This window comes from Planococcus sp. A6, from assembly GCF_028823615.1.
In the GTDB taxonomy this organism is placed as follows: Bacteria; Bacillota; Bacilli; order Bacillales_A; family Planococcaceae; genus Planococcus.
This window is the reverse complement of record NZ_JAPEHT010000021.1, coordinates 20088-35160: the sequence shown is the minus strand read 5'-3', so window position 1 is coordinate 35160 and position 15073 is coordinate 20088. Positions and strand designations below refer to the sequence as shown.

The following is a 15073-nucleotide window of genomic DNA, read 5'->3' as shown; positions in this document are numbered from 1 at the left end:
CCGCCGATTCCCGGTCCGATGACGATGCCGAGTGACATCGCAGCAGATACCAGGCTCGTGCCTTTTGCGCGCTGGTCGAAAGTGGTGATGTCAGCGATGTATGCAAAAATGGCCGGTACCAACATGGCGGCGCCGATTCCCCCGATGACGCGTGAGAAATATAGCACCCAAATAAAGTCGGAAGCATAGAAAATGAACATCGATAAGGTCAGCCCCGCAAGTCCCCAGATGATCATGATGCGGCGCCCGTATTGATCCGCCCATTTGCCGGCGATTGGCGAGAAGAGAAACTGGGCAGCAGCGAAGATGGCGATCATCAAGCCGGCTGCCATGCCGCCTTGATTGATGGAAACAAGATATGACGGCAGAATTGGGATGATGATGCCGAAACTGGCGATGGCGATGAACATATTGATCATTAAAATCAGGATTTTTTTGCGCTGGTCTTTGGACATTGGAGTGCCTTCTTTCTTATATATATGTACACATGACGGTTATATTGACTTCCCCATATTATGGATACTTCCAAAGCTTGTCAATCACTTTGCAATCGCCATGCGCATTTTCTTTTCCGTGGGCTGAAAGCTTTTTTGTCGGCTGAAAATCGAAACGGGTTGAAGGGTGTCTTCAAGGGTATAAAGTAATATCCAAGACCGACAAGGGGAAGGGGATGGCGATGGACCAACGACTCGAACGAATCAAGTTAACAGCTCTGCAAGAACGGATAGTTAGTGCTGAACAGGCAGCCTCCTGGATAAAGGATGGCATGGCGGTCGGGCTCAGCGGATTCACGCGCGCAGGCGATGCCAAGGCCGTGCCAAATGCCTTGGTGAAGCGTGGAGAGCAAGAGCCATTTCAAATCGATGTCTACACAGGCGCTTCACTCGGTTCCGGAATCGACGGGCGCTTTGCACAGACAGGGATCGTTCGGAAACGCGCGCCGTATCAATCCGATCCGGGCATGCGTTCTGCGATCAATTCGGGAAAAGTGCAGTTTGTCGATCATCATTTATCCCAAACAGCTGAATGGGTCAGAGGGGGAGTTGCGGGCCCGCTTGATTTTGCTATCATCGAAGCGCTTGGCATCACGCGGGAAGGCTTGTTAATCCCGACCACTTCCGTCGGCAACTCGATGGTATTCGCCCACCATGCGAAACAGATCATCATTGAGATCAATACTGCACAGCCACTGGAATTGGAAGGGCTACACGATTGCTACGAACCGCAAGCGATCGGATCGAGACAGCCGATTCCGCTCGTCTCGCCGCGGGACCGTATCGGCACGAAAGGTATCCCAGTCGATCCTTCGAAAGTCAAAGGCATCGTCTGGACCAATCAAGCGGATTCGCCCTCTCCAATCGAGCCGCCTGATGCGGAAACGGATGTTATGGCAGGTCATTTGCTTGCGTTCCTGCGCCGCGAAGTACAGGCTGGACGCTTGGACAAAAACCTGCCGCCGCTTCAATCAGGTGTCGGATCCGTTGCAAATGCGGTGTTGCATGGCCTCCTCGATTCGGAATTTGAAGGGCTGGAGCTGTATTCCGAAGTGCTGCAAGATGCTGTGTTCGATTTGCTCGATTCGGGCAAGGCGCTATTCGCTTCTGCTTCGGCGATCACTTTATCGCAGCCTTATATGGAAAGAATCTATCAAGACTTCGGACGTTACCTGGACCGTTTGGTGCTGAGGCCGCAGGAAATCTCCAATCACCCAGAAATCATCCGGCGCCTTGGCCTCATTTCGATCAACACCGCCTTGGAATTCGATTTATATGGCAATGTCAATTCGACCCATGTCGCCGGAATCAAAATGATGAATGGCATCGGCGGATCCGGCGATTTCGGGCGCAATGCGCAGCTCGCCATTTTCGTCACCAAATCGACCGCCAAGAATGGGCGGATTTCCTGTGTCGTGCCGTTCGCTTCCCATATCGACCACACCGAACATGATGTAGACGTGTTGGTCACGGAACACGGCTTTGCCGATATCCGCAATCTAGCGCCCCGTGAACGGGCGGAGCGGATCCTTGCAAACTGCGTCCACCCGGATTATCGTCCGCAACTGCAGGATTATTTCGATAGGGCGATTGCTCAAGGCGGGCATACACCGCATGTTCTCGACGAAGCTTTATCTTGGCATGCGAAATACATGCGCGACGGAACGATGTTAAAAAAATCGCCATAATTGGGAGGAAACTGAGGCGGCGGCCTTGAGCCCATCTTTTCTGTTCGTGCAAAGTCAGGTATACTAATACCACTTGAATGTTACTGGAGGCACGTGCGTGATGGAAAAAATTACACCCGGCCCGCTATTGGATGTGATGGGGGAGCTATTCTCCGATGAAGTCTCGATAGCGGTCTCTAATATGGAAGAATACACCTATTATCGCCCGAGCAAACGCATTGATTTGAAGATCAAGGCAGGGGATAAAGTGCGTGAAGGCACCATCGCCCATAAAGCACTGACGACCGGCCAAAAAGCTTCGGAATTCATCAACCGTGAAGTGTTCGGGGTGCCTTATCATGGCATGGCGGTACCGTTTGAAGAAGATGGCGTGCTCGCGGGCTGTGTCATGGCGATCTATCCGGCTTATACAGAAGGGAAGTCGGTCGTGACGGTGAAAAGCCCGGATGGCTGGAAACCGATTCCGTTCACCGATGTGCGCTACCTCGAAGTGAAGGACCGAAAAACTCATGTCCACGCTGCGGATTTTTCCGGAACTAATAAAAACTCCCTGCAGGAATTCGAATATTTGCTGCCGAGAGATTCGTTCATCCGCTGCCATCGGTCGTTTATCGTCAACGTCCACCACATTGAAGAAATTCATCCCGATACCCATTCCACATTCGTGCTAGCGATGGATAATGGGGACCGTTTGCCCGTCAGCCAATCGTATTCCAGCTATTTCCGTAAATTACTCGGCTTCTGAGAACGCATGAAAATGCTGCCTCGGACAGCCGATTTTCTGTTTGACCCAAGGGATGCACTCTTCCGTTCGGATATTCCCTTTTTCGCATCGCCACAAGTTAATATTAGCTAATAATCAGACAAATAGATTGGGTGTCTTGCATCCTGTCTTTTTTAATGGAAGAAAAATTATGCTACCCGTTAATATGAAAACGCTTCAAAAAATAACATATATTAGATAAAACTTACAGAAAGAGAGCGTGGATGGAATGGAAAAGAAACTTGAGCGAATCAAAGCGGCAGAATTGCAGGATCGGGTTGTTACAGCGCAGGAAGCGGCAGCGTGGATTCAAGATGGCATGACACTCGGACTTAGCGGATTTACAAGAGCGGGAGATGTGAAAGCGGTTCCTTATGCGCTGGTTGAGCGTGCTGAAACGGAAAGCTTCAAAGTCAATGTCTTCACCGGGGCATCACTCGGATCCGATATCGACCGATTGTTCGCAGAAGCAGGCATCGTTAACAAACGGTTGCCGTTCCAAGCAGAACCGGCAATGCGCAAAGCGATCAACGCCGGCGACATGTATTTCGTTGACCATCATTTGTCCCATACAGCGGAATGGATCCGTTCAGGGATCATCGAGCCGATCGATTTCGCGATTGTCGAAGCTTTGTCGATCACCGAAGATGGCATGATCATCCCGACGACTTCTGTCGGCAACTCGTCCGTTTTCGTCAAACACGCGAAAAATATCATCGTGGAAATCAATGCGGCCCAGCCTGAACTGTTTGAAGGCATCCATGATATTTACGACACCGGCAAACAAGGCGAGCGGGACCCGATTCCGTTAACTTCCGTGGATCAGCGCATCGGAACAAAAGGCATCCCGGTCGACATGGAGCGTGTGCGCGGCATCGTCTTTACGCATCAGGAAGATTCTCCGTCGAACATCGTGGCGCCGGATGAAGACACGAAAATCATGGCTGACCATCTGCTGAACTTTTTCCGCAGCGAAATTGCAGCCGGCCGTTTGACGGAAAAATTGGCTCCGCTTCAATCCGGAATCGGCTCCGTTGCCAACGCCGTGCTTCACGGCATGATCGATTCAGAATTCAAAAACCTGGAAGTCTATTCGGAAGTGCTACAAGACGCGGTCTTCGATTTGATCGATGCCGGCAAAGTAGATTTCGCTTCGTGCTGTTCGATTACATTATCAGAGCCGAAGATGAAGCAAGTATTCAGCGAGTTCGACCAGTACCGCGACAAGATCATCATGCGCCCGCAGGAAATCTCGAACCATCCCGAAGTCGTGCGCCGACTCGGCTTGATCTCGATTAATACGGCACTTGAGTTCGATATGTATGGAAACGTCAACTCGACGCATGTCTCCGGCACGAAAATGATGAACGGCATCGGCGGTTCAGGAGACTTCGCCCGCAACGCGCGCCTGGCTATCTTCGTTACGAAATCAACTGCAAAAGACGGTAAGATTTCAAGCGTAGTACCGTTCGCCTCACATATCGACCATACCGAGCACGACGTCGATGTAGTCGTCACCGAGCAAGGCTATGCCGACCTTCGCGGACTGGCGCCGCGCCAGCGCGTTGAAGTCATCATCGAAAACTGCGTGCACCCGGACTACCGCCCACAAATGCGCGAGTATTACGAAGAAGCGCTGACACGCGGTGGCCAGACGCCGCACGTCTTAGAGAAAGCTTTGTCTTGGCATGAATCATTAGCCAAAAACGGCACCATGCTCGCGAAAAAAGAGCAATTGGTCTAAACAAATAAAACCGGACAGCCGCATAGGCTGTCCGGTTTCTTCTGTTCAACGATTGCCGTACATTTCTGAAGTGTTGCGTGAATACAATTCGATGATGTTGCCGAACGGGTCTTCGGTGTAGACGAGGTAATGCGGTTTGCCTTTATTGATGTTCCACATTTTGCTGCGCTGGCGTCCGCCATGCTGGACGATTCGTTCAATCGTTTCGACGATATCATCGACCACCAAGGCAATATGGAAAAATCCTGCACGCCGCGGCGGCTCTTCAGAAAAAGAAGGGTCTTGGAATTCGAAGAGTTCAATGCCGAAGCCGTCGGAAGACATGAGGTGGACGTTGCGCATCTTACGGATTTCCGGCCCTTGCAGATCGTTCGTCATGGATTCTGGCCCTTCCGTATCGGCATCAAAATCAAATGGCCCCGCCAAAATATGAAAATCGAATACTTTTCGGTACCATGTAATTGCTTTATCTAAGTTAGGGACCGCCAGCCCCACGTGCGTAATTGCTGCCATGATGATTCTCCTCCTTTTTGCTGTATTGATTCTGTACCCTTCTAAGGGCGGGAATATGCAGAAATACAGCAGGTACCAAAGGAATTAGTCGAAAATAGTTGTTGCCAGACTGGATTTTTAGTATTATAATAAGCAATTGTGAAATTCTGAAATGAGGGTCCTAATATGAAAAATTCCATCTATGGATTGACGATAGAACAATTAAAAGATTGGTTTGTAGAAAATGGCCAAAAGAAATACCGCGCGGAGCAAGTGTGGGATTGGCTTTATATTAAACGTGTCACTGAATTCTCGGAGATGAAGAACTTATCGAAGGATTGCATCGAGCTCTTGGAAAACAATTTTGCGATCCGTACATTGGACCAGGCAGTCAAGCAGGAATCGTCTGATGGCACAATCAAATTCCTTTTCCGTTTGCAGGATGGCAACTTGATCGAAACGGTTCTCATGCGCTTTAAATACGGCAACTCGGTATGTGTGACGACGCAAGTCGGCTGCAACATCGGCTGCAGTTTCTGCGCAAGTGGCCTATTGAAGAAGAGCCGTGACTTGAACGCTGGCGAAATCGTCGAGCAGATCATGCAAGTGCAGGCGCATTTCGATGCGGAGCAAAAAGAAGAGCGCGTCAGCCATATTGTCGTTATGGGCATCGGTGAACCGTTCGATAACTACACAAACTTGATGGATTTCCTCCACGTCGTGAACTCTCAAAAAGGGCTTGCGATCGGAGCACGCCACATCACGGTTTCAACGAGCGGTATCGTGCCGAAGATCTACGATTATGCGGATGAAGGTTTGCAGGTCAACTTGGCAATTTCTATCCACGCGCCGACGAACGAATTGCGTTCACGCATTATGAAGATCAACAAAGCTTATCCAGTTGAAAAATTGATGGAGTCCATCGATTATTACTTGGAAAAATCGAACCGTCGCATCACGTTCGAATACATCATGCTGCGCGATGTCAACGACCATGTCGAAGAAGCGAACAAGCTGGCGAAATTGCTTGAAAACAAGCGTCACTTATCTTACGTTAACTTGATTCCTTACAACTCGGTTGATGAGCACGACCAATACCAGCAAAGCACGCCTGAAGCTATCAGTGCATTCTACGATGCATTGAAGAAAAAAGGCATCAATTGTGGTGTACGCCACGAACAAGGCGCAGACATCGATGCTGCCTGCGGACAACTTCGCAGCAAGCAGATCAAAAAAGAGAAAAAACCGGCAACGGTCTAATCGCGTGACAGGCAGCAAGCTCCCGAATTTTTCGGGAGCTTTTTGTATTGGGGAAAATAGGACACGAATCTTACTGAAGTATAGTGGTGAAGTTGATATAAACGCAGGCATAGGAACCTTTAAAGCTTTTAAAATTGTTCAAAGAGTCGGGACCTTCGTCAAATGTACAAATTTAGAGAGAAGCCAATCTGTGAATGTATTGCTGATTCGTAATTTAGTGGACGTTTAAAGTAAACAACACGCTTTAGAGGAGAATGGGAAATGGCAGAAATTAAAATTGAGCAATTAGGCAAAAGGTATGATAAAGGGGCGCTGGCCGTCAGCGATTTCAATTTACATATAAAAGATGAAGAGTTTATCGTGTTTGTTGGTCCTTCGGGGTGTGGGAAATCGACTACATTGCGGATGATTGCGGGCTTGGAGGAAATCTCGGAAGGCGAATTCTTCATTGATGGAAAACGCATGAATGATGTTGAGCCAAAAGAACGCGACATTGCCATGGTATTTCAAAACTATGCCCTATATCCACATATGACCGTTTATGAAAACATGGCGTTCGGCTTAAAACTGAGAAAGTTCAAAAAGGCGGAAATCAAGCAACGTGTAGATGAAGCTGCTGCGATTCTTGGCTTGGAAGAATACTTGAACAGAAAACCGAAAGCACTCTCAGGAGGACAGCGTCAGCGTGTGGCTCTTGGACGCGCCATTGTCCGCGATGCAAAAGTTTTCTTGATGGATGAGCCCTTGTCGAACTTGGACGCGAAATTGCGTGTGCAGATGCGCGCTGAGATCTCCAAATTGCATAACCGCCTGAAAACGACGACGATTTATGTGACCCATGACCAAACGGAAGCGATGACGATGGCTTCCCGCATTGTCGTTATGAAAGACGGGTTGATCCAGCAAGTGGGCACGCCGAAAGAAGTCTACGATTTCCCGGAAAATCGTTTTGTCGGCGGCTTTATCGGTTCACCGGCGATGAACTTTTTTGAAGGCAAGCTAATTGACGGCACTTTCGCTGTAGGCGCTAAAAAGATGGCAATCCCTTCAAAACTATTGGATATGTTGAAAGCAGAAGGCTATGACAACAAGCCAGTCACGCTCGGCATCCGCCCGGAACATATCCACGTCAACAATGAAGACCTGTCGGGAATACCGGCAAGTGAATTCGATGCAACGATCACCGTATCCGAATTAACAGGTGCCGAGACGATTCTCCATGCGGTCTATGAAGACCAAGAATTCATCGCCCGCGTTGATGCGGCAACTTCAATTGAAGCAGGGCACCAAGCAACCCTCGCATTCGACATGGCGCACGTCCATTTCTTCGATGCAGAAACCGGAACACGCATCAAAGCCTTAGAACGCGCAGAAGTAACCGTATAAAATCCATTGGCCCCGACCGGCTCAAATGCCGGGCCGGGGTTTTTGTATATCTGACCGATAAATAGCCGAGAATCAGGGCAATGAATAACAAGCTCAAGCCTGAACCAATTTAAATTCATTTCACTCGCTAAGGTCCACCATCTGTCCCGGAGCAGGAAGCGATTCCCCTGCCGCTGGATGAATAACCGGGAAGCAAAACCATGGAAACTCACATATCTCAACGAAATCTTAGAGGCGACTGGCGCCAAGGGTGAGCCGAGGCTGTAAGTCAGGCGTTCTTTCTGGCTTATAGCAAGGGGCCAACCCAAAGCAAGGCGGCGACTCTCCACCTGATGCTAAAACCGATCTTAAAACACTTCATTATGAATAAGCGTATTCACAAAGCTATTCAAAGCGTGAAAATTTGAAAAAAATGGAGGAGTTCGCAAAGGATAAGTTTAGAGCGGTGGATTAGGGGAAAACATCTTAACATAGAGTTTTCAAAAAAAGGAGTGGACACAGAATGGTAAAAATTGCAGTCGAACATCCATTTACATCCGTACGCGATGCGTTAGTACAAAGAGGGTATCGTGCAGATATGCTTGAAAAGAAAACAGATGCACCCGATTATGACGTAGTGGTCGTCCGTGACCAGGACGATTTAACGGATTTCCACATGAGCGTTTCATTAGTTGAAGCAAGAGGGCGCACGTTGTTTGAAATTGTGGAAGAAGTCGAAGAGCGCCTTGTGCGCCAAGGCAAAATCCAGTCTCCTGCACCGATGGCACCGGAAAACGGTTCTGAGTCAGGCGGAGGCGGCGGAAGCTTCGTAGCCGGCGCTGTGACAGGCGCTTTAATCGGCGCTGCAGCAGGCCTGTTGCTTGCCCCTAAAAGCGGCAAGGAATTACAGGAGCAAGTAAAAGCGAAAACTTCGGATTCCAGTGAAAAAGTGAACACTTCCATCGAACAGGCGAAAGTGAAAGCTGATGAACTGAAAGCGAAGCGCGAAGAGAAAAAAGAAGAAAAAGAAGTGAAGAAACAAGAAAAAGCGATTGAAAAAGAAGTGAAGCAGCAAGAAAAAGCTGAAGAAAAAGAAGAGAAAAAAGAAGAAAAAGCCCAAAAAGAGCACGACAAGGCTGAAAAGAAAGTAGAAAAAGAAATCAAGAAAGCTGAGAAAGACGCTGGCGGCGTAGATGTCGTGGAATTTGGCGAATCATCACTCGGCAAAAACTCAGACGGCGAGATTAAAGTCGAGCCAACTGACGCGAAAAAGAATAATTAATCATGAATAAAGGCCTCCCGCAGCTGTGGGAGGCTTTTCGACTTCGTCGACTGGCTCATGCGGCACAGGCTCCGGAACGAAGATGAGGACGACCAGGCCGATGATGAAAAGCACGACCAAACTCAAAACCCCTAAACTGGAATTGCCGGTAATCTGGGAAGTGACGCCAACAAGCAAAGGCCCGGTAATTGCGGCGAACTTGCCGAAAATATTATAGAATCCGAAAAACTCATTGGCGTTTTGCTTCGGCACCAATTTACCGAAATAAGACCGGCTCAAGGCTTGGATGCCGCCCTGGCTAGTGGCGACCAGCATCGCAAGAATCCAGAAATCCATAATGGTTTCGATAAAGACCGCATAAACGCAGACGATGATATAGACAAAGATGCCGACATACAGCATTTTCTTTCCAGTAAAGCGATCGGCAAGCTTCCCGTAGAGAATCGCAAAAGGTGCGGCCACCACTTGAGTGACGAACAAGACGATCAATAGGCTGGTGGCACTCAATCCGAGGTCAGTTCCGTATGCGGTGGACAGCGAGATAATCGTGCCAACGCCGTCGATATAGAAGAAGTACGCAATCAGGAACAGGAATAAGGCGCGGTACTGGCGGATTTCCCGGATCGTTTTATTGAGTCGGCGAAAGCTTTGGACGACGGGATTTGCTTCGCGTTTGATGAAATGCTTTTGTTTTACATGACGGAACAACGGAATCGAGAACAGGATCCACCAAGCGGCGGTGATCAAAAAGGCAAGCCGGCTGGCATTTGTGACAGATAGCGGCAGGACTTCATTTTGGGCGAGCAGGATGATAAGAATGGCGAGAGCAAATGGAATGGTCGAACCGATATAGCCAAGCCCATAGCCAAATGCCGATACACGGTTCATGCGTTTTTCAGTCGTAACATCGACAATGAAAGCATCATAGAACAGGTTGGCACCGGTCGCACCAAGTGCAGCGAACACATAACAGATCAAGAGCCAGAGCCACTGGCCTTCCGGAACGAAGGCGAGCATCGCCGTCGAAACCGTGCCGAGCACAAAAAACACTGTGAAAAATTTCTTTTTCATTCCTTCATAATCGGCAATGGTGCCGAGTAATGGGCCGAGCATTGCCAAAATAAACGTGAAGATAGCGATCGTGTAGCTTAAATAAGCAGTGGAATCCGCAAGTTCCACACCGGCGTCTGTTGCGGCGGCTTTATAGAAAAGCGGAAATACTGCGGTCGTGATGATAATGGAATAAGCGGAGCTGCCCCAATCATATAACGCCCAGCTTTTTTCCGGTTTTGTGAACTTCGCCATAGCCGAAGGCCCCCTTTTTCATTAAGTCTATTGTACAAGACAGACTCTAAAAAAAGACAGTTTTGACTGAATATTTGCTGAAATTTTACAATCTAAGTCCGAAGAAATCGAGACCTCCGTATTTGAGGCGAAGCCTTTATTCCGCTACACTGATGACAGAAAGTGAGTGAGTGGGATGAAGTTGGTATCATGGAATGTAAATGGCCTGCGGGCCGTGATGAAAAAAGGGTTTATGGATTTCTTCGAGACAGTGGATGCGGATATCTTGTGCGTCCAGGAAATTAAATTGCAGGAAGGCCAGATTGATTTGGAGCTTCCGGGTTATCATACATATTGGAATTATGCACAGAAGAAAGGCTATTCAGGAACTGCGGTTTTCACCAAACAGCGCCCATTGAATGTCCATTATGGGGTCGGTCTCGAGGAGCATGATACAGAAGGCAGGCTGATCACATTGGAGTTCCCTGAATTTTATTTGGTCAATAGCTACACGCCGAACTCCCAGCATGGGCTGCTTCGCCTCTCGTACCGGCTCTTATGGGAAGACAAGCTGCTTTCGTATATCCAGCAATTGGACCTCGAAAAGCCTGTTATTTTATGCGGGGACCTGAACGTGGCGCATCAGGAAATCGATTTGAAAAATCCGAAAGCCAATAAAAAGAATTCGGGATTCACGCCAGAAGAGCGAGGCAAGATCAACGATTTCCTCGGCACCGGTTTCGTGGATACGTTCCGCCATTTCCACCCGGATGAAGGCGGACATTATTCATGGTGGTCGTATCGTTCGAATTGCCGGGAGAAGAATGTCGGCTGGCGCATCGATTACTTCATCGCTTCCAACCGTCTCGTCGGAAAAATGAAGAGCGCGTCGATTCATACAGGTGTACACGGCTCGGATCATTGCCCTGTGGAACTGCAACTGGGCGATCTATCGTCTTAAAGGATTATTCATGTTATTCATCCGTTAAACGGTAAAAAAACCGGCAAGCCTGAAACGATCTCAGGTTTGCCGGTTTTTGTCTCAAAATAGAGTTCCACGTGAAACATTCAAACGTTCATGACGCGTTGTGCCAAGCGTTTGCAATTATTTTGGTCGAAATAGTCGATATACTCATCGGCTTTCCCGTACCATTCGTTATGTGTAATATTATTTTCGACCATATAGGTGAGCGTGTTGTAGACATCTTCTACTGTCGGAGACCTATATCCATATAAATCTTTATCGAGGTCGAGATAGGAACCGCGCTTTTCCGTATATTCCTGTTGGTCGAACATAAAGAAGATGATCGGTTTATTCAAATACAGGAAGTCCCAGGAGACGCTGGTGATGTCCGTCAGCAGCATATCGTTTTCTTCGATCGAGCGCTCGATGGATGCGTGATTGAAATCCAGGAATTCGATGCCGTAATCCTGGTCGGCAAGCGGAAAGAAATGTTCTTCAAATCGCTTCATGAACGGGTGCAAGGCGATTTGGAGATGGATGCCGTTGGATTTCAGGAGATTTCGTATTCCTTCGTGCTCCAATAAGCCGATCGTGCTGCGGAAGTAATTGCTTTCGAGAAATTCTTCCCTTGAGAGGTCAAACAGCCATTCGCGCCAAGTCATCATCATCAAGATGCGCTTCATCTCTTTTGGCGGCTGGTTTGGCAAGTAGCGATCAAAACGGGGGAATCCGGTGATGATGAGTTTTTCTTCAGGGATTTTCCATTTGTCGCGTTTCAACTCGTATTCATAGCGCGAAGCGCAGTTAAAGTAATCTGTCCGCTTGAGGAGGGGAATATCCTCTTTTTGGATGAGGATTTTCTTGAAGCCTTCGATGCCGTGGCTGACGTGCGTGATGATCGTCCGGCTGTTTAAGTTCAAGAATTTATCGGCGGATGGCACGATATCATAAAGCAAGGAATGCCCATGAAACGTGTAATCAGCGCGGAAAAACAGCAAGTAATTGCGGAAGCTGCCAAGCGGTACGGCATTCGGGATCTGCCCGTTTTTCGCATAATCGGTCGACGGGTCATACATCCAATAAGCCGTGACTTGTTCGGCATGGTTATTCACCAAATATTTATGGAATACGGAAGCATTGTCTTCGTATTTTTCTCCGAGGTTTCCTCCTACCAGGGCGATTTTCGGGCCTTTTGCATTTCGGTAAAACCGTGAGAGAATATAGGCCGCTGATACTTTCAAAAAAACTTTCAAAGGGTCCCATCTCCCTTTCTCTTTCAAGGTAACGCTCATTTCTAGCCCTGCTTTCTGTTAGTCGATTCCATTCTAGTTTTCCATATCCAGCGGGATTTGTCTATTCCAAGGAAGGTGGGTTTGATTTTCACATGGTGAAGAGAGCTTTCTATAAACAATGAGCGTGCTTAGATGGGATGAATTGGCAGAAAATAGCTTTATTTAAAAGTAAGGGTGTGAAGAGGGAAATGATGGCATGGAAATGAATGAACGAAATGAAAGATAACGAAAACGCTGAAACGAAGCTCTACGGAAAGCCGCCAACTCCAAAGGGCACGGCGCAGAACGTGATTAAATAGAAAAACCGGTGAGTCTTGAGCTCACCGGTTTTTCTTATGGATTCAAAGAGGAATGATTGACCCCAAACACGTTTTCCACGTCGATCAAGAAGGCGATGCCTTTTCCTGGAGCGTCGAGGTCGACGGCTTGTTCGATGCTTGCAACAACTTTTTCGGCAAACACGGCCGGCACCAATGTCAGGACGACATCTTTTTCCGGGTCAATCGTAAAGTTCATGAATTTCTTCTGTTCGTTGACTCCGGTGCCTCGCCCTTCCAGGATGGTCCCGCCTTCAGCGCCGGCGTTTGCAGCTGCTTTGACGACTTGCCCGGAATCCCCGGAATTGACGATGGTCACAATCAACTGAAAATCTTTCGGTTCTGGCATTTTTTCCACTCCTCGCATCTTTTTTCGATCGTCTTCGCGGTCGTTTAGGTGGGGAACCCCCAGCAATTGGCTGAGGTGGATAGTAAAGCCGAGACCGTAACCGGATTTCCCCAGCTTTCCGGCATGGCTGATCGCTTCGGCGACGGCAAATTCAATTTCACCGTCGACGGCGATAAAGATGACATCTTTTTCGTGTGTAGCGGGGAGCCCGAGGAACGTAGGTTTTTCGTTTCTTCCGATCCCTTCTGCATACAGCACCGTCGCCCCATCAGCGCCGGCTTCTTTCGCTGCTGCGATGACCTCCCTTGAAGCGCCGCGTTTTACAATGGCAATCATCAGTCTATGATTCAGATTCATGGTTTTGATTCCCTGCCTTTCGGTTAAAGAGTAAGCCGACAACGAGAACGGCGATAATCGGCGTCAATGCCACAAGGGCGATCATCCCGAAGCCATCGACAAGTGGATCTCTTCCTTCTGTTACAGAAGCGATGCCGACTGCTACTGAGACGATAAACGTGACGGTCATTGGGCCGGTAGCGACACCGCCTGAATCAAAGGCGATTGCGATAAATGTCCGGGTGGAGAAGAAAATCAGGATCAGTGCGAGAATATAACCTGGCAGGATGAAATACCAGATCGACCAGCCTGTCAATATCCGCAGCATCGACAAAGCGATGGATAAGCCGACCCCCGTCGATAAGGTGTAGAGCATGATCTGCGAGGAAATATAACCGCCCGTTTCACGGTCGACTTCCTCATTCATGATGCGGACAGCGGGTTCGGCGAATGTTGCCACAAAGCCAAGCATGAAGCCAATCGGAATGATTGCCCAGCGATACTGCCACTCCCCAAGTTCCGCCCCCATCAATTCACCGAAGGGCATGAAGCCGATATGGACGCCTTGAAGGAAAAAAGCCAATCCGAAAAATGTCAAAATAAAACCGAGACCAGTTTGCAGAACGCGTTCTTTCGGCAATTTGAGCATGAACAATTGAAATACGCTGAAAAACACGACAAGTGGGAGGAGAGCCATGCTGACTTCAATCAGCACTTCCCCAAAACCCTGGAAGATATGCAAGTTCACCGGTACAGCACCCCCAAGAGCATGACTGCGATGATGGGCCCGATCGAGGCAAGCCCGATCAAGCCGAAGCCTTCGCCGCTGCTTGGCTTATCGGATCGCAGCACGGAAGCGACGCCGATGCCCAGTGCTAAGATGAAAGGCACTGCCATTGGGCCGGTCGTAACGCCGCCTGCATCGAATGAAATGGGGATGAATGCTTCAGGGACAAAAAAGGAAAGAAGGAAAACCAAAGTATATCCCCCGATCAGCATATAATGGATTGGGATGCTGAACAGCGTCCGGACCATCGCCAAAGCAACGAAGATCGCCAATCCCACGGAAACGGATAGAATGAGGATGTTTCTTGAAATATCTCCTCCTGAAACATCATCGATTTGATTAGCCAAAACGCGAACATCCGGTTCGGCAATCGTGACGGCAAGACCAAGCACAAGGCCTGTCCCGATGATGAGCCATGGCTTGCGGGTCAAAGGCAGCTTCTTGCCGATCAATTCACCGATCGGGAGCAGCCCTGCATTGACCCCCAGCAGGAACAGGAAAAAACCGGTTCCTACAAAAATGACCCCGATTAAAAACTGCAGCAACGCTTCGAGCGGCAGGCGGATGATCAACACTTGAAGCAAGACGACGACAATCGTGACAGGCAGAATGGCAGAGGCGACTTCCTTAAAAGTACTTTTGACATTTTCCATGCA

Annotated in this window: 14 protein-coding genes; 7 read left to right on the top strand and 7 right to left on the bottom strand. The window is 48.7% G+C overall.

The features are described from left to right. On the bottom strand, nucleotides 1–455 hold a 455-nt coding region (locus ON064_RS05125), incomplete at its 3' end, for an MFS transporter (RefSeq protein ID WP_274623909.1). Nucleotides 456–676: 221 nt separating this feature from the next. Between ON064_RS05125 and scpC (ON064_RS05120) the strand changes: the two genes are divergently transcribed. The 3 genes from scpC (ON064_RS05120) to scpC (ON064_RS05110) all read left to right on the top strand — a co-directional run bounded on the left by scpC (ON064_RS05120) (nucleotide 677) and on the right by scpC (ON064_RS05110) (nucleotide 4689). Beyond that, complete coding sequence (gene scpC / locus ON064_RS05120; RefSeq protein WP_274623908.1) at nucleotides 677–2182, top strand: succinyl-CoA:acetate CoA-transferase ScpC; 1506 nt, start codon at nucleotides 677–679, stop codon at nucleotides 2180–2182. Nucleotides 2183–2282: 100 nt separating this feature from the next. Then, the gene (locus tag ON064_RS05115; RefSeq protein WP_101191721.1) at nucleotides 2283–2927 is read left to right on the top strand and encodes a LytTR family DNA-binding domain-containing protein; all 645 of its coding nucleotides are present in this window, start codon (nucleotides 2283–2285) and stop codon (nucleotides 2925–2927) included. A gap of 247 nt (nucleotides 2928–3174) precedes the next feature. After that, the gene (gene scpC / locus ON064_RS05110; protein ID WP_274623907.1) at nucleotides 3175–4689 is read left to right on the top strand and encodes a succinyl-CoA:acetate CoA-transferase ScpC; all 1515 of its coding nucleotides are present in this window, start codon (nucleotides 3175–3177) and stop codon (nucleotides 4687–4689) included. 45 nt (nucleotides 4690–4734) lie between these two features. On the opposite strand, the gene ON064_RS05105 is transcribed toward scpC (ON064_RS05110), so the two are convergent. After that, complete coding sequence (locus ON064_RS05105; protein ID WP_274623906.1) at nucleotides 4735–5202, bottom strand: VOC family protein; 468 nt, start codon at nucleotides 5200–5202, stop codon at nucleotides 4735–4737. Nucleotides 5203–5367: 165 nt separating this feature from the next. Between ON064_RS05105 and rlmN the strand changes: the two genes are divergently transcribed. From rlmN to ON064_RS05090, 3 genes are all read left to right on the top strand, one after another. Further along, nucleotides 5368–6441: a dual-specificity RNA methyltransferase RlmN gene (gene rlmN, locus ON064_RS05100; RefSeq protein ID WP_068464943.1), complete on the top strand. Its 1074-nt coding sequence runs from the start codon at nucleotides 5368–5370 to the stop codon at nucleotides 6439–6441. A gap of 261 nt (nucleotides 6442–6702) precedes the next feature. Continuing rightward, nucleotides 6703–7827, top strand: coding sequence for an ABC transporter ATP-binding protein (locus ON064_RS05095; protein ID WP_274623905.1), 1125 nt, complete (start codon nucleotides 6703–6705; stop codon nucleotides 7825–7827). Between the two features lie 502 nt (nucleotides 7828–8329). Continuing rightward, a complete protein-coding gene (locus tag ON064_RS05090; RefSeq protein WP_274623904.1) occupies nucleotides 8330–9088 on the top strand; it encodes a YkuS family protein in 759 nt (252 codons plus the stop codon). Here ON064_RS05090 and ON064_RS05085 read toward each other — a convergent pair whose 3' ends face one another. Continuing rightward, complete coding sequence (locus ON064_RS05085; protein ID WP_274623903.1) at nucleotides 9089–10393, bottom strand: MFS transporter; 1305 nt, start codon at nucleotides 10391–10393, stop codon at nucleotides 9089–9091. A 175-nt stretch (nucleotides 10394–10568) separates the two neighbouring features. Between ON064_RS05085 and ON064_RS05080 the strand changes: the two genes are divergently transcribed. Next, nucleotides 10569–11333, top strand: coding sequence for an exodeoxyribonuclease III (locus tag ON064_RS05080; protein WP_274623902.1), 765 nt, complete (start codon nucleotides 10569–10571; stop codon nucleotides 11331–11333). Between the two features lie 107 nt (nucleotides 11334–11440). Here the strand turns inward: ON064_RS05080 and ON064_RS05075 are convergent, their stop codons facing one another. The 4 genes from ON064_RS05075 to ON064_RS05060 all read right to left on the bottom strand — a co-directional run bounded on the left by ON064_RS05075 (nucleotide 11441) and on the right by ON064_RS05060 (nucleotide 15070). Continuing rightward, a complete protein-coding gene (locus tag ON064_RS05075; protein ID WP_274623901.1) occupies nucleotides 11441–12589 on the bottom strand; it encodes a CDP-glycerol glycerophosphotransferase family protein in 1149 nt (382 codons plus the stop codon). Nucleotides 12590–12961: 372 nt separating this feature from the next. Beyond that, entirely contained in the window at nucleotides 12962–13651 is a 690-nt protein-coding gene (locus tag ON064_RS05070) for a P-II family nitrogen regulator (protein WP_121298809.1), read from the bottom strand. After that, complete coding sequence (locus tag ON064_RS05065; RefSeq protein ID WP_274623900.1) at nucleotides 13635–14378, bottom strand: DUF1538 domain-containing protein; 744 nt, start codon at nucleotides 14376–14378, stop codon at nucleotides 13635–13637. Before ON064_RS05065 ends, ON064_RS05070 begins: the two co-directional genes overlap by 17 nt. After that, nucleotides 14375–15070 carry a DUF1538 domain-containing protein gene (locus ON064_RS05060; RefSeq protein ID WP_121298805.1) on the bottom strand — a complete coding sequence of 232 codons (696 nt, stop codon included), beginning with the start codon at nucleotides 15068–15070 and terminating at the stop codon, nucleotides 14375–14377. The genes ON064_RS05065 and ON064_RS05060 overlap by 4 nt, the downstream gene beginning before the upstream one ends. Between the last annotated feature and the right edge of the window lie 3 nt (nucleotides 15071–15073).

Excerpts from the sequence above, each read along its gene's own strand:
- ON064_RS05085 (WP_274623903.1), bottom strand. The coding sequence starts at position 10,393 with ATGGCGAAGTTCACAAAACCGGAAAAAAGCTGGGCGTTATATGATTGG.
- scpC (WP_274623907.1), top strand. The coding sequence starts at position 3,175 with ATGGAAAAGAAACTTGAGCGAATCAAAGCGGCAGAATTGCAGGATCGG.
- ON064_RS05115 (WP_101191721.1), top strand. The coding sequence starts at position 2,283 with ATGGAAAAAATTACACCCGGCCCGCTATTGGATGTGATGGGGGAGCTA.
- ON064_RS05080 (WP_274623902.1), top strand. The coding sequence starts at position 10,569 with ATGAAGTTGGTATCATGGAATGTAAATGGCCTGCGGGCCGTGATGAAA.
- scpC (WP_274623908.1), top strand. The coding sequence starts at position 677 with ATGGACCAACGACTCGAACGAATCAAGTTAACAGCTCTGCAAGAACGG.
- ON064_RS05090 (WP_274623904.1), top strand. The coding sequence starts at position 8,330 with ATGGTAAAAATTGCAGTCGAACATCCATTTACATCCGTACGCGATGCG.
- ON064_RS05105 (WP_274623906.1), bottom strand. The coding sequence starts at position 5,202 with ATGGCAGCAATTACGCACGTGGGGCTGGCGGTCCCTAACTTAGATAAA.
- ON064_RS05070 (WP_121298809.1), bottom strand. The coding sequence starts at position 13,651 with ATGAATCTGAATCATAGACTGATGATTGCCATTGTAAAACGCGGCGCT.
- ON064_RS05095 (WP_274623905.1), top strand. The coding sequence starts at position 6,703 with ATGGCAGAAATTAAAATTGAGCAATTAGGCAAAAGGTATGATAAAGGG.
- ON064_RS05060 (WP_121298805.1), bottom strand. The coding sequence starts at position 15,070 with ATGGAAAATGTCAAAAGTACTTTTAAGGAAGTCGCCTCTGCCATTCTG.
- rlmN (WP_068464943.1), top strand. The coding sequence starts at position 5,368 with ATGAAAAATTCCATCTATGGATTGACGATAGAACAATTAAAAGATTGG.